At 58.5% G+C, this 19,837-nt stretch carries 18 protein-coding genes; 15 read left to right on the forward strand and 3 right to left on the reverse strand.

Annotated elements, in window-relative coordinates; all coding sequences use genetic code 11:
- The first annotated feature begins 97 nt into the window (after positions 1-97).
- The 13 genes from QMY55_RS03565 to QMY55_RS03625 all read left to right on the forward strand — a co-directional run bounded on the left by QMY55_RS03565 (position 98) and on the right by QMY55_RS03625 (position 13,998).
- Complete coding sequence (locus QMY55_RS03565) at positions 98-1,180, forward strand: pilus assembly protein PilM (RefSeq protein ID WP_407650608.1); 1,083 nt, start codon at positions 98-100, stop codon at positions 1,178-1,180.
- A complete protein-coding gene (locus QMY55_RS03570; RefSeq protein WP_283487333.1) occupies positions 1,177-1,788 on the forward strand; it encodes a PilN domain-containing protein in 612 nt (203 codons plus the stop codon). Before QMY55_RS03565 ends, QMY55_RS03570 begins: the two co-directional genes overlap by 4 nt.
- Positions 1,788-2,459, forward strand: a complete 672-nt coding sequence (locus QMY55_RS03575) for a type IV pilus inner membrane component PilO (RefSeq protein WP_283487334.1) — start codon at positions 1,788-1,790, stop codon at positions 2,457-2,459. Before QMY55_RS03570 ends, QMY55_RS03575 begins: the two co-directional genes overlap by 1 nt.
- An 8-nt stretch (positions 2,460-2,467) precedes the next feature.
- On the forward strand, positions 2,468-3,001 hold the full coding sequence (locus QMY55_RS03580; RefSeq protein ID WP_283487335.1) for a pilus assembly protein PilP: 534 nt from the start codon (positions 2,468-2,470) through the stop codon (positions 2,999-3,001).
- The gene (gene pilQ / locus QMY55_RS03585) at positions 2,998-5,142 is read left to right on the forward strand and encodes a type IV pilus secretin family protein (protein WP_283487336.1); all 2,145 of its coding nucleotides are present in this window, start codon (positions 2,998-3,000) and stop codon (positions 5,140-5,142) included. The genes QMY55_RS03580 and pilQ overlap by 4 nt, the downstream gene beginning before the upstream one ends.
- Before the next feature lie 139 nt (positions 5,143-5,281).
- Positions 5,282-5,806: a shikimate kinase gene (locus QMY55_RS03590; protein WP_407650683.1), complete on the forward strand. Its 525-nt coding sequence runs from the start codon at positions 5,282-5,284 to the stop codon at positions 5,804-5,806.
- Positions 5,807-5,836: 30 nt separating this feature from the next.
- On the forward strand, positions 5,837-6,928 hold the full coding sequence (gene aroB, locus QMY55_RS03595; protein WP_283487338.1) for a 3-dehydroquinate synthase: 1,092 nt from the start codon (positions 5,837-5,839) through the stop codon (positions 6,926-6,928).
- Between the two features lie 60 nt (positions 6,929-6,988).
- Positions 6,989-8,167 carry a deoxyguanosinetriphosphate triphosphohydrolase gene (locus QMY55_RS03600; RefSeq protein ID WP_283487339.1) on the forward strand — a complete coding sequence of 393 codons (1,179 nt, stop codon included), beginning with the start codon at positions 6,989-6,991 and terminating at the stop codon, positions 8,165-8,167.
- A gap of 139 nt (positions 8,168-8,306) precedes the next feature.
- Positions 8,307-8,924, forward strand: a complete 618-nt coding sequence (locus tag QMY55_RS03605) for a DUF1415 domain-containing protein (RefSeq protein WP_283487340.1) — start codon at positions 8,307-8,309, stop codon at positions 8,922-8,924.
- On the forward strand, positions 8,924-9,853 hold the full coding sequence (locus tag QMY55_RS03610) for a class I SAM-dependent methyltransferase (RefSeq protein ID WP_283487341.1): 930 nt from the start codon (positions 8,924-8,926) through the stop codon (positions 9,851-9,853). Before QMY55_RS03605 ends, QMY55_RS03610 begins: the two co-directional genes overlap by 1 nt.
- Positions 9,854-10,116: 263 nt before the next feature.
- Entirely contained in the window at positions 10,117-11,535 is a 1,419-nt protein-coding gene (locus QMY55_RS03615; RefSeq protein ID WP_283487342.1) for an alkaline phosphatase, read from the forward strand.
- Between the two features lie 38 nt (positions 11,536-11,573).
- Positions 11,574-13,088 carry an alkaline phosphatase gene (locus QMY55_RS03620; RefSeq protein WP_283487343.1) on the forward strand — a complete coding sequence of 505 codons (1,515 nt, stop codon included), beginning with the start codon at positions 11,574-11,576 and terminating at the stop codon, positions 13,086-13,088.
- Between the two features lie 103 nt (positions 13,089-13,191).
- Positions 13,192-13,998, forward strand: coding sequence for a hypothetical protein (locus QMY55_RS03625; RefSeq protein ID WP_283487344.1), 807 nt, complete (start codon positions 13,192-13,194; stop codon positions 13,996-13,998).
- A gap of 53 nt (positions 13,999-14,051) precedes the next feature.
- On the opposite strand, the gene pgi is transcribed toward QMY55_RS03625, so the two are convergent.
- Both pgi and tal read right to left on the reverse strand, forming a co-directional pair.
- The gene (pgi, locus tag QMY55_RS03630; protein WP_283487345.1) at positions 14,052-15,659 is read right to left on the reverse strand and encodes a glucose-6-phosphate isomerase; all 1,608 of its coding nucleotides are present in this window, start codon (positions 15,657-15,659) and stop codon (positions 14,052-14,054) included.
- A gap of 16 nt (positions 15,660-15,675) precedes the next feature.
- Positions 15,676-16,635: a transaldolase gene (gene tal, locus QMY55_RS03635; protein WP_283487346.1), complete on the reverse strand. Its 960-nt coding sequence runs from the start codon at positions 16,633-16,635 to the stop codon at positions 15,676-15,678.
- A gap of 243 nt (positions 16,636-16,878) precedes the next feature.
- On the opposite strand from tal, the gene QMY55_RS03640 reads away from it, so the two are divergent.
- Positions 16,879-17,727 carry a MurR/RpiR family transcriptional regulator gene (locus QMY55_RS03640; RefSeq protein ID WP_283487347.1) on the forward strand — a complete coding sequence of 283 codons (849 nt, stop codon included), beginning with the start codon at positions 16,879-16,881 and terminating at the stop codon, positions 17,725-17,727.
- Between the two features lie 20 nt (positions 17,728-17,747).
- Here QMY55_RS03640 and pcaF read toward each other — a convergent pair whose 3' ends face one another.
- Positions 17,748-18,959, reverse strand: a complete 1,212-nt coding sequence (gene pcaF, locus QMY55_RS03645; RefSeq protein ID WP_283487348.1) for a 3-oxoadipyl-CoA thiolase — start codon at positions 18,957-18,959, stop codon at positions 17,748-17,750.
- 136 nt (positions 18,960-19,095) lie between these two features.
- Here pcaF and QMY55_RS03650 point away from each other — a divergent pair, with 136 nt between their 5' ends.
- Positions 19,096-19,803 carry a transposase gene (locus QMY55_RS03650; RefSeq protein ID WP_283487349.1) on the forward strand — a complete coding sequence of 236 codons (708 nt, stop codon included), beginning with the start codon at positions 19,096-19,098 and terminating at the stop codon, positions 19,801-19,803.
- The last annotated feature ends 34 nt before the right edge of the window (positions 19,804-19,837 follow it).

The raw sequence follows: 19,837 nt of genomic DNA on the forward strand, positions 1-19,837 counted from the left end.
AAAACAGCCTGCTGTAAAGGGCTGGCTGCTATAGCTTGCTGCTAGCATTCCGTCGTACTGTGGGCTTTTGTTTCTATTCTTACAAAAACGGGGGGGCATGTTGATTGCTCTGAGTTCCTTATTCAGCCGTCAGCCTGCTCCTTTGCTGGGCATTGATATCAGCTCATCCAGTGTGAAGCTGGTAGAGCTGAGCAAAAGCAAAAGCGGTGAGTGGCAGCTGGAACGCTGCGCGATCGAGCCTCTGGAAAAAGGCTGGATCACCGATGGCAATATCGAGAAATTCGATGAGGTAGCCGAAGCCGTGCGGCGCCTGGTCAAAAAAAGCGGCACCCGCACCAAGCATGTGGCCATGGCGCTTCCGGCGGCTGCGGTGATCACCAAAAAGATCTCCCTGCCTGCAGGTCTGACGGATCTGGAGATGGAGGTCCAGGTCGAGTCCGAGGCCAACCAATACATTCCATTTTCTCTGGACGAGGTGAGCCTGGACTTCTGCGTGGTGGGAGCATCCGCAGTTTCTGCCGGCGATATCGACGTACTGATTGCCGCATCGCGCAAGGAAAAAGTGCAGGACAGACAGGGGCTTGCCGAAGCGGCAGGCCTCAAGCCCGTGGTGGTCGACATCGAGCCTTATGCGGCCAGGATGGCGGCGACGCGTCTGGTGTCACGCCTGCCAAACCAGGGACAGGATGCGGTGGTTGCTCTGTTCGAAGTAGGGGCCATGACCACCAGCATGCAGGTGCTGCGCAACGAAGATGTGCTTTATGAGCGAGATCAGGCTTTTGGTGGCGCACAGTTGACCCAGTTGATTGCACGCCAATATGGCTTTTCTCCCGAAGAAGCCGAAACAAAGAAGCGCAGCGGCGAGCTGCCCGAAGACTATGCCTCGGGAGTGCTCAAGCCCTTTGTGCAGAGCCTGACGCAGGAAGTGGCGCGTGCGCTGCAGTTCTTCTTCACAAGCACGCCCTACAACCGCATCGACCATATTCTGATGGCTGGCGGCTCGGCTTCCCTGCCTGGCTTGGTGGAAGCCGTGAGCCAGCAAACGGGTTGCGCCTGCAGCCTGGCCAATCCGTTCGACGGCATGGAGATAGGCAGCGGTGTGCGCCTGAAAAAGATGGCTCGTGAGGCTCCGTCCTATCTGACCTCCTGCGGCCTCGCGATGCGGAGGTTCACAGCGTGATTCTGATCAATCTCTTACCGCATCGTGAAGCGGCGAAGAAGCGCCGAAAAGAAGCGTTCCAGGTCAATATGGTTTTGGCGGCCCTTGGCGGGCTGTTGGTTGCTGGCCTGATTTACTGGTATTTCCAGGTCATGATCGAGGGACAGCAGGAGAAAAACAACTTGCTGCGTTCCGAGATCAAGGTGCTGGAAGCCCAAATCAAGGAAATCGAGGGCCTGGAAAACGAAATCACGGCTTTGCGTGCACGCCAGAAGGCGGTGGAAGACCTGCAGTCGGATCGCAACCTGCCTGTACATCTGCTCAACGAGCTGGTCAAGCAGTTGCCCGAGGGGGTCTATATCACCAGCATCAAGCAAGACGGGCTGCTGGTGACCATGCAGGGAACGGCACAGTCCAATGAGCGCATTTCTGAAATGCTGCGCAATCTGACCGACGGTACGCCCTGGTTCTCCAAACCTGAACTCATGGAAATTGTTGCCAAGACCGTGGACGTGAGTGCCAAAGAAAGGCGCCGTGCCGCAGCCTTCACGCTGCAATTTCACCTGACTCGAGCCAGCGATGCAGAGAAAAGTCAGACCCCGTCCACTCCCCCGGTGAAGGCGAAGTAATGGCTCAAAGAAAATCTCTGAACGTGGATTTCGTTGCGTTGCAGGAAAAAATCCAGCGCCAGTTTCGCAATCTGGATCCCAACGATCCATCGGTATGGCCCGCCTTGCCCAAAGCATTGCTCTATGTGGCCGTGGCTGTGGCCGTCGCGGCGCTTTTGTGGTTTGTGATGCTCAAGGACTATGAGGAAGAGCTGGAGCGGGAGCGCAGTACCGAGGTGACGCTGCGTGACGACTATCAGAAGAAACTAATCAAGGCAGTGAGCCTGGAAGGTCTGAAGAAGCAGCGCGAGCAGGTCGAGCAATATGTGACGCAGCTTGAAAAGCAGCTTCCCAGCAAGGCCGAAATGGCAGCTCTGCTGTCCGATATCAATCAGGCTGGTTTGGGGCGTAGCTTGCAGTTCGACGTCTTCCGTCCTGGAGCCATGGTGACCAAGGAGTACTACGCCGAGTTGCCTATCACGCTGAAGGTGACGGGGCGTTATCACGACATCGGCGCTTTTGCCTCCGATGTGGCGTTTCTCTCGCGAATCGTGACATTGAACAATCTGTCAATTGCCCCAACAGGCAAGGAAGCTGAAATTCTGACCATGGATGCAACCGCCAGAACCTTCCGCTATCTGGACGCGGATGAAGTTCAGGCGCAGCGGGCGGCAGCGAAGGGGAAGAAATGAGAAAAATCATGATTCCCTGGTGCCTGCTATTGGGCGGTGCTTTGTTGTCGGGCTGCACCTCTTCAGATGAAGACGAGTTGCGGGCATGGATGGCCCAGGAAAGGGCCAATGCCAAACCGCGCGTGACGCCGCTGGAAGAGCCCAAGCCTTTCAAGCCTCAGGCGTACACGGCGGCAGAGGGCATGGAGCCCTTCAACCCACTGAAGCTGATCCAGGTTTTGCGCAAGGAGTCTGCGCAGGCGAATATCAGTACGGATTTGCTTGCGCCAGAGCTGAACCGCCGCAAGGAGCCCTTGGAGGCAGAGCCTCTGGATGCCATGACCATGGTGGGTAGCTTGGACAAGAAGGGCGTGCCGACTGCCTTGCTGAGAGTCGGCACCTTGCTCTACCAGGTCCGTGTAGGCAACTACCTGGGACAGAACTACGGAAAAATTACCAGGATCACCGAGAACTCCATCCAGTTGAGAGAGATTGTTCAGGACGGCGGTGGTGACTGGATCGAAAGAACGAGTACTTTGGAGTTGCAGGAGGGGAGCAAATGATGGGCATTAACCGCAGCATTCTGGCGAAAGCCCATTGGGGCGTTGCTTTGGGCGGACTCCTGCTGTCTTCGGCAGCTTGGGCGCAGGCTCGTATTGAATCAGTGACAGGGGGGCAGCAGTCAGGCTCCGAGGTCATTCGTGTTGAGCTGTCAGAGCCACTGGCAGCGGATCCCACAGGCTTTGTGGTTCAGTCTCCGGCGCGTATTGCTCTGGACTTCCCGGGAGTGAGCAACGCTTCGGGCAAGTCGCTTGTGGACTTCAACCAGGGCAATTTGCGCTCCGCGAATATCGTTGAAGCATCTGGCCGCTCTCGTCTGGTGCTGAACCTCAAAACGGCAACGACTTATCGCGTGCAGCGACAAGGCAAAAGCTTGCTGATTTTGCTGGATCCAGCAGGTGCCTCTGCTGCGGCAGCAAATGCTGCACCGTCCCCGGTAGCCAATGTGTTCGAGAGCAAGACAGCATCTTCTGATGTGGCTCCCATTCAGGGTGTGGATTTCCGCCGCGGAAGCGATGGCTCCGGCAGGGTGGTGGTGAGTCTGAGCAACAGCCAGACCGGTGTGGATCTGCGCCAGGAGGGCAAAGGGCTTACCGTTGATTTTCTGCGCACGGCATTGCCTGAGAATCTGCGTCGCAAGCTTGATGTAGCAGACTTCGGTACACCGGTTCAGACGATTACGACTCATCAGCAGGGTGATCGTGTACGCATGCGTATCGAGCCTGTGGGCGAATGGGAACATAGCGCCTACCAGAGCGACAATCAGTTTGTGCTGGAAGTGCGCCAGAAAAAGGTGGATACCAGCAAGCTGACGCAGGGACCTGGTTACAGCGGTGAAAAGCTGTCATTGAACTTCCAGAATATCGAGGTCCGCTCGCTGCTGCAGGTCATTGCAGATTTCACGAATTTCAATATCGTGACCTCGGATACCGTGACGGGAGCATTGACTCTGAGGCTCAAGGATGTCCCCTGGGATCAGGCGCTGCAGATCATAATGGATGCCAAGGGGCTTGGTATGCGCAAATCCGGCTCGGTTCTGTGGATTGCCCCCAAAGATGAAATCGATGCTCGCACCAAGCGTGACTACGAAGCAGCGATGGAAATCCAGAAGCTGGAGCCGTTGCGCACTCAGGGTTTTCAGCTGAACTATGCCAAGGCGGCAGACATACTGCTGCAGATCACGACTTCGACGGGGGGAGGTGCTGGCGGTGCTACAGGTGCAAGCACGCGTTTTCTGTCTTCGCGTGGTTCGGCGATTTCCGAGCCGCGGACCAATCAGCTGTTTGTAACGGACACGCCCACCAAGCTCGAGGAAATGAAAGCCTTGCTGACTACGTTGGATGTACCGGTGCGTCAGGTGATGATCGAAGCCCGCATTGTCGAAGCTCGAGACACCTTTGGTAAGTCATTGGGTGTTCGGCTCGGCGGTGGGGCGCTTAACTCCCGGAATCAGATTTCCACGGGCATCGTCAACCGAAAGGAATTCAAGGTTGACCAGACTACAGGCGCAGTCACCAATACATTTGAAACGGATTTCAGCAAGAATTTTGTCAATCTGCCGGCTAATGTCTCCGGTGTGAATTCGGTAGGACAGCTTGCTTTTAGTGTATTTAACAGCGCAGCAACACGCTTTCTTTCGTTGGAGCTTTCAGCGATGGAAGCTGACGGCGATGGCAAGATCATCTCCAATCCGCGGCTAGTGACCGCCGACCAGAACAAAGCCTTGATCGAGCAGGGTACGGAGTACCCATACTCCGTCACGGCCCCGAACGGGGCCACAACGATCTCGTTCAAGAAAGCGGTGCTGAAACTGGAAGTCATTCCGCAGATCACGCCCGAAGGGGACATCATTCTGGATCTGGATGTGAACAAAGACAGCCGTGGCGAGACAACGACCCAGGGTGTGGCCATTGATACCAAACACATCAAGACTCAGGTGCTGGTCGAAAACGGCGGAACTGTGGTGATTGGCGGTATCTTTGAAATGGAAGAAACCAATCAGGTCAACAAGATCCCTCTGTTCGGCGACCTGCCGGTGCTGGGGCATCTGTTCCGCAATACCACCAAGGCATCAAGCAAGCGTGAAATGCTGGTGTTTATCACTCCCAAGATGCTCAACCAGATCCGGAACGCTGGCAAGTAAGTTTTTTGCTATGTAATTGGAAAAGGACTGTATCGATATTGATGCAGTCCTTTTTTATTGCAGCATGACAAGGCTGCGACAATCTTATGCATTGATGATGAATGCAGGCTGCAGGCTTGATGGCGCAATGAACTTCGTGATGGATTCGCATATCGCTTTGGTCGGACTTCCTGGAAGTGGAAAGTCCACGATTGGCCGATATCTGGCCCGGCGCTGGTCTGTGCCATTTGTGGATGTGGATGTTGCTATCGAAGAGCAAATTCAATGCAGCATTCGGGAATTTTTCGCCAAGGAGGGCGAGGACCGTTTTCGAGAAGTGGAGCAGGACGTTCTGGCACAGCTTCTGAAAAAGCCTGAAAAGATGGTCATTGCCACGGGCGGCGGAGCAGTGCTCAAACCAGAGAATCGCGCGCAGCTCGCTCGTCATTCGCTGGTGGTGTATTTGAGTGCTTCACCACATGAAATAGCGCGCCGGCTTCAAAAAGACACGCAGCGGCCTTTGCTGCAGGTTGGTAACCCCTTGCAGCGTCTGCAGGAGCTGCATGGAATACGCGATCCTCTCTACAAGGAAGTCGCAGATTTTGTAGTCGCTGGATCTGGTCTGTCTGCGACACAGGTTGCCCAGCGGGTCGCCATGCAGTTGGAGCTGGGAGCCTCCCGCTGAGTCGTCAGAAACTGAAGTTAAAGGGATATTGTGGAAACCGTGCAGATTGATTTGGGTGAGCGCAGCTACCCCATCGTGATTTCCGAGAACTTGCTGGCGCAGGAGCAGACTTGGCAAGCGCTGCCGCGTGCTGCTAGTGCCATGATCGTGACCAATGATGTGGTGGCGCCGCTCTATCTTTCGGCCTTGAAGCAGGTCTTGAACAGGCAGTATGCGCAGGTGCACGAGGTGGTTTTACCTGATGGTGAAGCGCACAAGGACTGGCAGACGCTGAACCTGATTTTTGATGGTCTGCTCTCCAACGGCTGTGATCGCAAGACGGTGTTGTTTGCTTTGGGCGGCGGCGTGGTCGGCGACATGACGGGTTTTGCGGCAGCCAGCTATATGCGTGGCGTTCCGTTTGTGCAGGTGCCTACGACCTTGCTGTCTCAGGTGGATTCGTCGGTGGGCGGCAAGACCGCCATCAACCACCCGCAGGGCAAGAACATGATCGGGGCCTTCTACCAGCCGCAACTGGTGGTTTGCGATCTGGCAACACTGGATACCTTGCCCGAGCGCGAACTCAGTGCAGGACTGGCTGAAGTCATCAAGTACGGTCCGATTGCCGATATGGCGTTTTTCGCCTGGCTTGAGCAGAACATCGAGGCCTTGCTCAGGCGTGATCGTGCTGCGCTAGCCCACGCCGTCAAGCGCAGCGTGGAGATCAAGGCCTGGGTCGTGGGGCAGGACGAAAAGGAGTCGGGCTTGCGTGCCATTCTCAATTTCGGTCATACCTTTGGGCACGCGATCGAGGCGGGCATGGGCTACGGCAAGTGGCTGCATGGCGAGGGCGTGGCTGCAGGCATGGTGATGGCGGCCGAGCTGTCCAGGCGTCTAGGTCTGGTCGATGAAGCATTTGTCGTGCGTTTGCGCAGCCTGATCGGGCGGGCTGGCTTGCCTGTGCGCGGTGCTGTGATCGATGCTGGTGATAACGCCGGCCGCTATCTGGAGTTGATGCGGGTGGATAAAAAGTCCGAGGCTGGCGAGATCCGTTTTGTGCTGATTGATGGCCCAGGCAGGGCCGTCATGCAGTCTGCACCCGATGCTCTGGTGCGTGAGGTCATTGATGGCTGCTGCGCCTGAGCACTGAAAGCATCCTCCAAGCTGCTAGAGTGGGCTTCATAGAATGCATGAGGCAAGTCCATGAAGACCCTGGCTGCTTATGCCTGCGATCCCCTGCAGAGCCGGGGACGCAGGTTTGAAGAACCTGTCGCACCCACGCGCAGTGATTTTCAGCGTGATCGAGACCGTATCGTTCACTCTTCGGCGTTTCGTCGTCTGGTCTACAAGACCCAGGTTTTTGTGAACCATGAAGGCGATCTGTTTCGTACCCGGCTCACTCACTCTCTGGAAGTAGCGCAACTGGGGCGTTCCATTGCCCGTTCCCTGGGTCTGGAGGAAGACCTGGTGGAGGCGATTTGCCTGGCTCACGATCTGGGTCATACACCGTTTGGCCATGCGGGGCAGGATGCGCTCAACGAGTGCATGCGGCTGCATGGAGGCTTTGAACACAATCTGCAGAGCTTGCGGGTGGTGGACAGGCTGGAAGAGCGCTACCCGGCTTTTGATGGACTCAATCTCACTTTTGAAACGCGCGAAGGCATTCTGAAGCACTGCTCACGCAGCAATGCACAGCTTATCAATGAGCGCGAGCCTGCTGGCGTGGCTCAGCGCTTTCTCGATGGTACCCAGCCCTCACTGGAGGCCCAGCTCTGCAATCTGGCCGACGCCATTGCCTATAACGCCCATGATGTGGATGACGGTGTGCGCTCGGGCCTCATCACCATGATCCAGCTGCGTGATGCTGTTCCCCTGTTTGCCCATTATTACGAGGCAACCCTGCGGGACTGGCCGGCGCTTGCCGTGCCCGAAGCCCAGCGCAAGCTGCTGTATGAGAGCATCCGACGCATGCTCAGTGATCAGGTCTATGACGTGATTGGCCACTCGCGCTTGCAGATTGAAAGCTGTGGCGTGAAATCGGTGCAAGAGGTGCGCCATTGTGGGCGGCTGCTGATGGGGTTCAGCGAAGAAATGAAGATCCGGTCCCAGGCGCTCAAGCAATTCCTGTTGCGTCAGCTCTATCGTCACCCGCAGGTCATGCAGACCATGGAAAGCGCGCAGCAAGTGGTGCACGACCTGTTTGCGGCCTATATGGTTGAGCCGGAGCGCATGAAGCCCCGCTTCGTACAGCGAGCTCAGGCAGCAGATACCTTGGGGGAAAGAGCGCGTGTGGTGGCTGACTTCGTGGCAGGCATGACAGACCGCTATGCGGCCCGCGAACATGAACGCATCACGGGGCTGCAATTGCTGGGTGCGGGCTAGGGTGGATTCCGGTCCTGGCTGAGCAGTCTGGAAACAGGCTCGCTAAAATGCCGCAACTGCGCGCCAAAGCTGGAATTTTCCACCCAGTGCGCAATCTCTGGGGGCGGAAGCCCCCGTTTGCATTTTGGAGAGCCTAGTCATGACCGAAACCAATACCATCGCCGCTCAGGGCTTTCCGCCCGAACTCGTGATTGAAGACACTGTGCGCTGGCTGGAAAAGGCCGTGATTGGATTGAATCTGTGCCCGTTTGCCAAGGGCGTGCATGTCAAGGGGCAGATTCATTACGCCATCAGCGCAGCCACCGATGCCGAAGGCGTGGCCGAAGACCTGTACCGTGAGCTGGAGGCGCTGGCCGAAGCCAGCGCCGAAAAGCGCGATACCACGTTGCTGATCCTGCCCCATGCGCTGCAGGATTTTCTGGATTTCAACGATTTTCTGGAAATTGCCGATGCCATGGTGGAGGAGCTGGACCTGGGCGGCATTTTGCAAGTGGCGTCTTTTCACCCACTGTTCCAGTTCGAGGGCACGGATGTCGATGATGTGACCAACTGCACCAACCGCTCGCCCTATCCCATCCTGCATCTGCTGCGTGAAGACAGCATCGACAAGGCCGTGGAGGTCTTCCCCGAGGCCGAGTCGATCTACGAACGCAATATGGAAACACTGGAAAAGATCGGCATCGAAGGCTGGCTGGACCTGGATGTGGGCGCGCGTTGCCCGGTGACTGGCCATGGCGTGCCCAAGGCGGGCGAATAATGGCCAGGCTGGACAAGAAGCAGATGGGTAAAAAGCTTCAGACTGCCCCTCAGGATATTGCTGCGCAGTTGGATCTGAAGCCAGGCCAGAGCATAGAGTTGCTCAAGGCGCTGCATATTCTGACGCGCGAAGGCAAGCTCAACCAGGATTCGCGCCGCAAGCTCAAGCAGGTCTATCACCTCTATCAGTTCATCGAACCCTTGCTGGCCGAGTTGTCCAAGGATGAGCATGCGGTGACCTTGGCCGATCATGGTGCGGGTAAATCCTATTTAGGCTTCATCCTCTACGATCTGCATTTCAAGGCTCAGGGGCGTGGCCGAATTTACGGTATCGAAACCCGTGCGCCGCTGGTGGAGGCTTCGCAGAAGCTGGCCGCAGAGCTGGGTTTTGAGCGCATGGAATTTCTCAATATGTCGGTGGCCGAGTCCACGCGCGCCGACTTCATGCCAGCGCAGTTCGATGTGGTCACGGCGCTTCATGCCTGTGACACGGCGACCGATGATGCGATTGCCTTTGGTCTGGAGAAAAAAGCCAAGGCCATGGTGCTGGTGCCCTGCTGTCAGGCCGAAGTGGCTGCCTGCCTGCGCCAGACCAAGGCCATGAGCCTGTCGCGCACGCCACTGGCCGAGCTGTGGCGCCATCCCATTCATACGCGCGAGATGGGTAGCCAGATCACCAATGTGCTGCGCTGCCTGTATCTGGAGGCCTGCGGCTACCAGGTCACGGTGACCGAGCTGGTGGGTTGGGAACACAGCATGAAGAACGAGCTCATCGTGGCGCGCTATACCGGTCAGAAAAAGCGCAGCGCGGCCGAGCGGCTGCGCCAGCTGCTGGCAGAGTTCGGCATCGCCTCGCTGCAGGCCAGCCGCTTCCCCATGCTGCCAGCGGAAACGAAAAAAGATGAGCTGCCTACGCCTGCAGATCAATGATCTGATGCTTGTTTCTTGCTGATATGCAGGCCAGAACTGCGTCAGCAGCTCTGTTTATATGAGCCCTGCCAAGCTTGATTGCGGCAGGGCTTTTTTCATGCACCCAAGGCCCGCTGCGCAGCAACTAGCGCCTGGCTGCGCCCGATCTGTCATGCAGCAGTCATGGTGCTGACACGTTGGTTTTTTACAGTGCCTCCATCAATCTAATGGGAGGCATGTTGCATATGGGATGCGGCATACCCCCGATCTATGAGAGGGTCCGCATGAAACAGAAATTGTTGTGCAGTGCACTGGCTGGCGTCCTGTTGTCGCTCAGTGCCTGTGGTGGCAGCGACAGCAGCCCGTCCACGAGCGCGGCGCCGACCAAGAACGTGTTGTTCTTCCTGGGCGATGGCATGGGCATGACGACCATGACTGCGGCGCGCATCTACAGCGTGGGAGAGGATGGCGAGCTGACCATGGACCAACTGCCCGAGACGGCGTTTGTCCATACCTTCTCGAACGATGCCCAGGTGACCGACAGCGCACCTTCCATGGCAGCCTATATGACGGGCGTGAAGATGAACAACGAAGTCATCTCCATGACCGCTGCGACCAAGGCCACGGATGCCAACGGCAAGCCCTACCAGGTCAACTATGACAGCACCTGCCCGACTTCCAATGGTCAGGCCGTGCCCACGCTGCTGGAAGAGATGAAGGCCGCAGGCTATGGTACGGGTGTGGTTTCCACTGCGCGCATCACCCATGCCACGCCGGCTGCGACCTATTCGCATGTCTGCCACCGCGATGCCGAGAACACCATTGCCGCAGCCCTGGTGCCGGGCGGTTCCGGCTACAACGCCAAGCTTGGCGATGGCGTGGATGTGGTCTTCGGTGGCGGCTCCAGCTATTTCACACCCAAGGAGGACGGTGGCAGGCGCAACGACAAGCGCAATCTGATTGCCGAATTCAAGGCGCAGAAGTACAGCTTCGCTGCGAACAAGGCCGATTTCGACAAGCTGCCCGTGGACGGCAGCAAGATTGCCGGCCTGTTCACCAAGGACCATATGGCTTACGACCTGGACCGCGATGCGTCCAAGGAGCCTAGCCTGGCCGAGATGACGGACAAGGCCATCGATGCGCTGACGGCCAAGAAGAAGGGCTTCTTCCTGATGGTCGAAGGCGGTCGCATCGACCATGCGCTGCACGCCACCAATGCCCGTCGCGCGCTGCAGGACACCGTGGCTTTCGACAACGCCATCAAGGCGGCACTGCTCAAGATGCAGCAGGTCGACCCCGGCCTGAAGAACACGTTGATCGTCGTTACTGCCGACCACGACCACACGATGCACCTCAACGGCTACGCCCAGCGCACGGGCAAGACCGAATCCGGCAAGCCCGGCATTCTGGGCCTGGTCAAGGACTATGTGACTGGTCAGCCGTCCAAGGATGTGGGCGGCAACCCCTACACCATTATCGGCTTCGGCAATGGTCCTGGACGCAAGGATGTGCGCGGTCCCATCGACAGCACCACGCTGGAAAGCCCCGACTATCTGCAGGAAGCCGTGGTGCCGCTGGCCTCCGAAACCCATGGCGGTGCCGACGTGTTCCTGGGTGCCCAGGGTCTGGGAGCCGAAAACTTCTCTGGTGTGATCGACAACACCGAAGTGTTCAGCCTGATCAAGAAGAGCATCGGCCTGTGATGCCGCGCCTTGTCAAGACCGCATCCAAGGAATTCCAAATGCATTCGATTTTCCGCAAGACCTCTCTCGCCCTGGCCGCTTTTGCATCGCTGACCATGCTGGCGCCTGCCGCATACGCGGCTGGCGAGGCCAAGAACGTGATTTTCTTCCTGGGCGACGGCATGGGCCCGGTGACCGTCACGGCTGCTCGCATCTACAAAGGCGAGAAGCAACTGGCGGCCCAGCCTGGCTCGCTCAAGAGCAGTGAATATGCCAAGCTGCAGATGCAGTCGCTGCCCTATGCCGCGCGTGTCAAGACCTTCTCGCTTGACGGCCAGACCACGGACAGCGCGCCTTCCATGTCGGCTTATATGACTGGCGTGAAGATGAATAACGAAGTCATCTCCATGTCGGCAGAGACCTCGGCCGTTGACGGCAGCGGCAAGCAGTACATCAATGGCGAAGACACGACCTGCCCGCCCGGCAACGGCCGGCCCGCGCAGACCTTGCTGGAGCTCTCCAAGGCTCTGGGCCGCTCGGTAGGTGCGGTCTCGACGACGCGTGTCGGTCACGCCACGCCCGCTGCGACCTATGCCCATATCTGCAACCGCAATGGCTACAACACCATTGCCGAGCAGTCCGTGCCCGGCCACGCCAATTACAACCTCAAGCTCGGCGACGGTGTCGATGTGCTCATGGGCGGCGGCCAGCGCAATTATTTTCCGAAGTCCACGGCCGGCAGCAAGCGTTCGGACGAGGTCAATCTGGTGGACATGATGAAGGCCAAGGGCTATTCGTTCGTGAGCAAGGGCAGCGAGCTGGCCGCGCTCGACGCGACCAAGGCCGGCAAGCTGCTGGGCCTGTTCACGCAAAGCGAAATGTCCTATGAGCTGGACCGTGTCAAGCAGAACAAGGACGAACCCAGTCTGGCCGATATGACGACCAAGGCGCTGGATGTGGTGAGCCGCAACAACAAGGGCTTCTTCCTGATGGTGGAGGGCGGTCGAATCGACCATGCCCTGCACGGCACCAATGCCAAGCGTGCGCTGGAAGACACTCTGGCCTTCGACAAGGCCATTGAAAGCGCCATGGCCTATATGCAGAAAAAGGACCCGGGCCTGAAGAACACGCTGATCGTGGTGACCGCCGATCATGACCACAACATGGTGTTCAACGGCTACTCCAAGCTGGGCAATCCGATTCTGGGCAAGGTGGCTGACTACCAGAGCGGCAATCTGTCCAAGGATGCCAATGGCAAGCCCTATACCACTCTGGTCTTCGGCAATGGCGGCCGCCCCAATGGCACGGCTTCCAGCCAGGTCAACCCCGAGGATGGCAACAAGGCCTGGATTGCACCGGCTCGCGGCACATCACGCGACGACCTGACGGCCGTGGATACCACCGATGACAACTTCTTGCAGGAAGTGGGCATCAACCTGGGTACGCCCGGCTCCGAAACCCATGGCGGTGGCGACGTGATGCTGTTCGCCAGCGGCGCGGGCGCCAAGATCTTCAAGGGCACCATGGACAACACCAGGGTGTTCAGCAAGGTCAGGGAAGCCGCAGGCCTGTAATTTCCATGATCCGGGTTGGCTTGAGGCCAACTGCGACCGGAGCCGTGGCGCTTGCGCCCGGCGCCGGTTTTTGTGCATCTACCGTCTCCATCACCTGTCATTCATGAGCTCTTCCGCATTTCCTATTCGTTCCCTGTCTGGCATCTGGCTTGCGGCCGCCTGGCTGGCTTGCTCCATGGCGGCTTCGCCGGCCCTCGCGCAGACCGCCAAACCCGCATCCGCCACAGCTTCGGTCAACACCAAGGCGGCTGATGCCATGGTCCGTACTTCGGCTGCCGTGCAGGCCACGCCCGAGGCCGATCTGCGCATTAGCTACGAGGCCATGAGTGTTGGCAGTGACGGCGTACAGCGCAGCAGCATCTATACCAACCGTGTCTACCGCCGCAAGGGCCAGCTGTGGATTGAGCGTGAACTGCCCGCCGCGCTGCGTCAGAGTCAGGAGCATGGCCACGAGCATGAGCATGGCCCGCATGCGGGTCACGCACACGACGAGGCGCGTGCCGCGCCGTTGTCCGTGCGCCGCACGGATGATGGCAAGGTGGCGGTGGAGGTCGTGCTGGCCAAGCTGCGTCGCGTGATCTCGGTGGACCAGGCTCACCATGGCAATGTCGGATATGGCGGCTCGTTCGAGAATGTTTACTGGATCGTGCCGCCCACGGCGCTGCAGAGCATGGAGCGTGTGGGCAAGCCCCAGGCTGGTGTGCAGCGCTACAAGGCCGCGGCCGGCGAGCAGACCACGGTGGTCGATTGGGACATCACCAACCAGTTCGCTCGCCGCGTGGAGCGCGGCGATGCTCATGGCACGGAGCGCATCGTGGTCACTGCCACACGCCTGCCTGGGCCGCTGGCACAGCCCTGGAAGCGGATCGAAGGCTACGACCGCGGCGATTACTCCGATCTGCTGGACTGATCACATGGTCGGAGTCGTGAAAGCTTTCCGCCTATCCAGGCGTCTGGCCCGGTTTAGCGATCGCTCTGGGTCAGGCGCTGCATCAGCCCCTGGGTTGAGGCGTCGACTCCTTCCCAGTCCTGACTGTCCTGACGCTGATGCAGTTGCTTGGCGAGTTTTTTGCCAAGCTCGACTCCCCACTGATCGAAGCTGTTGATATTCCAGATAGCGCCGGACACAAAAATCCGGTGCTCATAGAGTGCAATCAGGGCGCCCAGCGATGCAGGATCCAGCTGCTGCAGCAGCAAAAAGCTGCTGGGGCGGTTGCCCGGGCAGAATTTCTCGGCCCCGTCTCCATCGCGTCCCACCATCAGGGCCTGGGCTTGGGCAATTGCGTTGACGACCAGGCTCTGGTGATGCTTGCCCAGATATTTGCCTCCGTCGCGTAAAGCAATGAATTCCACGGGAATCACATCCTGGCCCTGGTGCAGCATCTGAAAGAAAGCATGTTGCCCATTGGTGCCTGGTTCGCCCCAGATGACGGGGGCCGAAGGCACGGCCAGAGGCTGTCCGTCCTTGGTGACGCGCTTGCCATTGCTTTCCATCTCCAGTTGCTGCAGATAGGCGGTGAGCCGGCGCAGGCCGTGGCTGTAGGGGGCAATGCAGCGGCTGGAAAAATGACAGAAGTCGCGATACCAGACGTCGAGCAGGCCTAGCTGGACGGGCAGATTCTGTGTCGTGGGTGTCTCAAAAAAATGCGCATCCATCGCATGTGCACCGCCCAGCATGGCGCGAAACTGCTTTGAACCGATGGCAATCGCAATCGGCAGGCCAATGGCAGACCATAGGGAAAAGCGCCCGCCCACCCAGTCCCAGAAACCCAGCGTGCGTTGAATACCGAACTCTGCCGCTGCCTTCTTGTTGGTGGTGAGTGCGACAAAATGAGCATCGACGGAGCAGGCCGCCCCAGGGTCTTCGCTGCCACCCTGGTCCAGAAACCACTGCCGGGCCGAGCGGGCATTGAGCATGGTCTCGGCCGTGGTGAAGGATTTGGAGGCGATCAGAAACAGCGTGCTTTCAGGTTTGACCCGGCGCAGCACATGGCCCAGTTCGTGACCGTCGACATTGGAGACAAAGTAAAAATTCTTGCCCCTGTCTATCCAGTCTTCGAGTGCATTGACCACGACCTCGGGGCCAAGATGCGAGCCGCCTATGCCGATGTTGACGATATCGGTGATCTGCGGATTGTTCCTGAGCTGATCGGCCAGGGCCAGCATCTGGTCCAGCGTCTCATGCACATCTGCCAAAGCGGTCTGCATGGCGGGCGACCAGTGCTTGACGACGCAGGAGTTCGCCAGATTGCCGCCATCACGCGGTGTGCGCAGCAGCCAGTGCATGACGCTGCGCTGCTCGCTGGTGTTGATGGCCTCGCCCGCCAGCATGGCGTCGCGCTTGGCGTCGAGCTGGCTCTGCCTGGCAAGCTGCTGCAGCAGCGCAGCGGTTTCCGTGGTCCACAGGTTCTTGGACAGGTCGGCAAACACATGCGGTGCCTGCAGGCTCAAACTGCCCAGACGTTGCTCGTCCTGTGCAAAAGCCTGGCACAGATCCAGATGCTGAATCTGTGACTGGTAATGGGTTTGCAATAACTGCCAGGCGGGCAGTTCGTGACAAAGAGAAGTCAAAAGAATTTCCGTTCCATCAGGCGGCGGCCTGCTGCATCAGCACTTCGAGCTTGCGGGTATCGACGGCAAAAGCGCGTATGCCTTCGGCCAGCTTTTCGGTGGCCATGGCATCTTCGTTGAGGGCAAAGCGGAACGATGGCTGGTCGTACAGCACGCGTTCCAGCGCTTGCTCCTTGGCAGTTTGCGAGTTGAGGGCGGGGCGCAACTGGGCGCTCGTCTCATGGCTGGACAGTTGTGCCAGCAACTCGGGTGCAATGGTAAGCAGGTCGCAGCCGGCCAGCGCCAGAATCTGCCCGGTGTTACGAAAGCTTGCACCCATGACTTCGGTGGCGATATCGAAGTGCTTGTAGTAGTGATAAATCTGGGCGACCGAGCGAACGCCGGGATCGTTGGCGCCAGCCATGGCAGTTTCGTCCCATTGCGCGCCGGCCTGCTTCTTGTACCAGTCGTAGATACGGCCCACAAAAGGCGAGATCAACTGAACCTTGGCCTGTCCGCAGGCCACGGCCTGACAGAAGGAGAACAGCAGGGTCAGATTGGTGTGAATGCCGCGCTGCTCCAGCATGCGGGCGGCTTCAATGCCCTCCCAGGTGGCGGCAATCTTGATGAGTACCCGATCTGTGTGCACTCCCGCAGCTTGATAGAGCTCGATCAGGCGTTCGGCACGGGTGACGGTGGCGTTGGTATCGAAAGACAGGCGTGCATCGACCTCGGTGGAAACACGGCCTGGAATGGTATTCAGAATCTCGCAACCGAAGCGCACCAGAATCCGGTCCATGATTTCGCCGAGATCGCGATCCTTGAATTGGGCCACGGTGGCGCGCATCAGCGGAGCATATTCAGGCTTTTGAACGGCCTTGAGAATCAGAGAGGGATTGGTGGTTGCATCCTGAGGCTGAAATTGCGCCAGTTGATGAAAATCACCGGTATCTGCGACGACGGTGGTGAACTGCTTGAGAGCCTCCAACTGATTCATGTCCATCCTTTGCTGTTATTCAGACGATTGGATAAGTGTAGAGGGTGAATCTTCTGCAGAAAACGATGACAGCTCATGGTTTGTCGCGAGCTGTCACGTAAATGCTGTGATTCTGTGGATGCTGCTTCGGCTTATTGAGCTAAATATGGACGTTTTTCCATATTGCGCCGTCTGGGACTTCACTTCGGTCTTATGCTTGAGCATTCCTGCCCTTCAATTCTTCTGCCCTTATCTGCTGCTCCTATGCTTGATCGCATCACCGCCTCCCTTCCGTCCTTGGCGCCAGCAGAGCAGCGTGTGGCGCGTTTGGTGCTGGCGGATCCAAGGGTGTTTGCGCATCTGCCGGTACGTGAGCTGGCTGTGCGGGCGCATGTCAGCAAGCCGACCGTGGTGCGTTTTTGCCGCAGCATGGGGTATGACGGCCTGGCTGATTTCAAGCTCAAGCTGGCTGGCAGTGTCAGCGAAGGCGTGCCATTTATTCACCGCAGCGTGGACAGCGACGACAAGACCAGCGATGTCATGGTCAAGGTGGTGGATAACGCGGTGGCGGCCTTCTTGCAGTACCGCAATGCTGCCAGCACGGCTGCAATCGAGCAGGCCGCGCAGGCCATTGCCGCAACCTGGCAGACAGGCAAGCGCATCGAGTTCTATGGCGCGGGCAACTCGGGCATTGTGGCTCTGGATGCCCAGCACAAATTCTTTCGCCTGGGTGTGACCAGTCTGGCCACCAGCGATGGGCATATGCAGGTGATGAGTGCCACCCTGCTGGGGCCTGGTGACTGCGTGGTGATCATTTCCAACTCGGGTCGTACACGAGACCTGATGGATGCTGCAGATATCGCCCGCAAGAACGGAGCGACCACCATTGCCATCACGGCCAGCGGATCACCATTGGCATCGGCTTGCCAGATACATCTGGCGGCCGACCACCCCGAGGGCTATGACCGCTACAGCCCCATGGTGTCGCGCCTGCTGCATTTGCTCATCATCGACGTGCTGGCGACATGTGTGGCCCTGCGCATCGGTCCAGCACTGCAGCCTGCGCTGGAACAGATGAAAAACAACCTTAGAGCCAAGCGCTACACAGGCTAGTAGCTATTAAATCAGGAGTTTCAGACTTTCTCGATCACCATGGCAATGCCCTGGCCGACGCCAATGCACATGGTGCACAAGGCGTAGCGTCCACCCAGGGTGTGCAACTGGTTGACAGCGGTGGTGACCAGGCGTGCGCCTGATGCCCCAAGAGGGTGGCCCAGCGCGATGGCTCCTCCCCACTGGTTGACGCGGGAGTCATCGTCTTTCAGACCGAGTTCGCGCAGCACGGCCAAACCTTGAGCTGCAAAAGCCTCGTTGAGCTCGATGATGTCCATCTGTTCAAGCGTCAGGCCCGTCAGCTCCAATACCTTACGTGTGGCGGGTGCAGGGCCTATGCCCATGATGCGAGGCGGCACGCCAGCGACTGCCATACCGACGACGCGTGCCTTAGGGCGAAGTCCGTATTGTTTGACCGCTTCATCATTGGCCAGCAGCAATGCGCAGGCTCCGTCATTGACGCCGGATGCATTGCCTGCGGTTACCGTGCCTTCGGGGTGAACCACGCCTTTGAGCTTGCCAAGCGCTTCCAGCGTGGTAGCGCGAGGGTGCTCATCCTGGCTGACCAGTGTGGGCTCTCCCTTGCGTTGAGGAATGGCGACCGGCACGATTTCCTTGGCCAGATATCCTGCCGCGATTGCAGCGGCAGCCTTTTGTTGGCTGGCATGTGCCATGCGGTCTTGCGCATCGCGTTCGATCTTGAAATCGCTGGCTACGTTTTCTGCTGTCTCGGGCATGGAATCCACACCGTGGAGGGCCTTCATCTGTTTGTTGATGAAGCGCCAGCCAATCGTGGTGTCATGGATGGCATTGCTGCGGCTGAAGGCTGAGTCGGCCTTGGGCATGACAAAGGGTGCCCGGCTCATGCTTTCCACGCCACCGGCAATCACCAGCCGGGCTTCTCCCGATTTGATGGCGCGAGCCGCAATACCCACAGCATCCAGGCCGGAGCCGCATAGGCGGTTGATAGTGGCTCCGGCCACTTCCACGGGCAAGCCTGCCAAAAGGGATGCCATATGTGCCACATTGCGATTGTCCTCACCGGCCTGGTTGGCGCAGCCATAGATCACATCGCTCACGGCTTTCCAGTCCACGGTGGGATTGCGCTCCATCAGTGCCTTGATGGGGAGGGCGGCCAGATCATCGGTGCGCACGCCTGAGAGCGCGCCGCCATAGCGGCCAATGGGCGTGCGGATTGCGTCGCAGATAAAAGCCTGTGTGCTGCTTGCCATAAAGTCTCCGGATGTCTCGTCATGCAATGGATAGTTCCTGCCGCAGTCTAGAGGCGCCGGTAAAAAATGTCGGCGCACACTGGTGACAACGTCTGGCCGGATAATGAAAGTGCTGACTTCTGAATAGCTTGCAATCATGGCCCGTCTTCCCCGTCTTACGCTGGCAAATCTGCCGCATCACATCATCCAGCGCGGAAACAATGGCGGCGAGATCTTTGTGGACGCGCAGGACCGCCTGGTCATGCTGGATTTGCTGCGCGAGATGGCGCGGCGCTTCGAGGTCGATGTGCATGCCTATGTGCTCATGCCCAACCACTTTCATCTGCTGCTGACGCCCAGAACCGTGCAGGGCGTGCCCCATTTCATGCAGGCCGTGGGGCGTAGCTATGTGCGCTACTTCAACAACCGGCACGGACGTACCGGCACCCTCTGGGAGGGGCGCTACCGCTGCACCGTGCTGCAGGCCGAGCAGTGGCTGATGGCCACCATGGTCTCCATGGATCTCAATCCCGTGCGCGACGGGCTGGTGCAGCGCGCGGTGGACTGGCCCTGGTCCAGCTATGCGCACAACGCAGGCCTGCAAAGCGATGCGCTCATCAGCCCGCACGCACTTTTCTGGGCTCTGGGCAACACGCCGTTTGCCAGAGATGCTGCTTATGTCAGGGCCGTGGAGGCAGGTCTCGACCCGGACACCCAGGAGCAGATCAGCCATGCCGCACTGCGTGGCTGGGCGCTGGGCGAGCCCGATTTCATTGAAAATTTGCAACAGAAAACCGAGCGGCGCGTGAAGCGGCAGAAGGCCGGCAGGCCTGCAGCACGCACAGCTTCGGTGCACAAGGACTAGGTGGTTCTTTCAACCCCTTGTTTTTATTGGATTG

The organism is Comamonas resistens (genome assembly GCF_030064165.1).
Classification (GTDB): Bacteria; Pseudomonadota; Gammaproteobacteria; order Burkholderiales; family Burkholderiaceae_C; genus Comamonas; species Comamonas resistens.

Excerpts from the sequence above, each read along its gene's own strand:
- QMY55_RS03565 (WP_407650608.1), top strand. The coding sequence starts at position 98 with ATGTTGATTGCTCTGAGTTCCTTATTCAGCCGTCAGCCTGCTCCTTTG.
- QMY55_RS03575 (WP_283487334.1), top strand. The coding sequence starts at position 1,788 with ATGGCTCAAAGAAAATCTCTGAACGTGGATTTCGTTGCGTTGCAGGAA.
- QMY55_RS03580 (WP_283487335.1), top strand. The coding sequence starts at position 2,468 with ATGATTCCCTGGTGCCTGCTATTGGGCGGTGCTTTGTTGTCGGGCTGC.
- pilQ (WP_283487336.1), top strand. The coding sequence starts at position 2,998 with ATGATGGGCATTAACCGCAGCATTCTGGCGAAAGCCCATTGGGGCGTT.
- QMY55_RS03590 (WP_407650683.1), top strand. The coding sequence starts at position 5,282 with ATGGATTCGCATATCGCTTTGGTCGGACTTCCTGGAAGTGGAAAGTCC.
- QMY55_RS03600 (WP_283487339.1), top strand. The coding sequence starts at position 6,989 with ATGAAGACCCTGGCTGCTTATGCCTGCGATCCCCTGCAGAGCCGGGGA.
- QMY55_RS03605 (WP_283487340.1), top strand. The coding sequence starts at position 8,307 with ATGACCGAAACCAATACCATCGCCGCTCAGGGCTTTCCGCCCGAACTC.
- QMY55_RS03610 (WP_283487341.1), top strand. The coding sequence starts at position 8,924 with ATGGCCAGGCTGGACAAGAAGCAGATGGGTAAAAAGCTTCAGACTGCC.
- QMY55_RS03615 (WP_283487342.1), top strand. The coding sequence starts at position 10,117 with ATGAAACAGAAATTGTTGTGCAGTGCACTGGCTGGCGTCCTGTTGTCG.
- QMY55_RS03620 (WP_283487343.1), top strand. The coding sequence starts at position 11,574 with ATGCATTCGATTTTCCGCAAGACCTCTCTCGCCCTGGCCGCTTTTGCA.
- QMY55_RS03625 (WP_283487344.1), top strand. The coding sequence starts at position 13,192 with ATGAGCTCTTCCGCATTTCCTATTCGTTCCCTGTCTGGCATCTGGCTT.
- tal (WP_283487346.1), bottom strand. The coding sequence starts at position 16,635 with ATGAATCAGTTGGAGGCTCTCAAGCAGTTCACCACCGTCGTCGCAGAT.
- QMY55_RS03640 (WP_283487347.1), top strand. The coding sequence starts at position 16,879 with ATGCTTGATCGCATCACCGCCTCCCTTCCGTCCTTGGCGCCAGCAGAG.
- pcaF (WP_283487348.1), bottom strand. The coding sequence starts at position 18,959 with ATGGCAAGCAGCACACAGGCTTTTATCTGCGACGCAATCCGCACGCCC.
- QMY55_RS03650 (WP_283487349.1), top strand. The coding sequence starts at position 19,096 with ATGGCCCGTCTTCCCCGTCTTACGCTGGCAAATCTGCCGCATCACATC.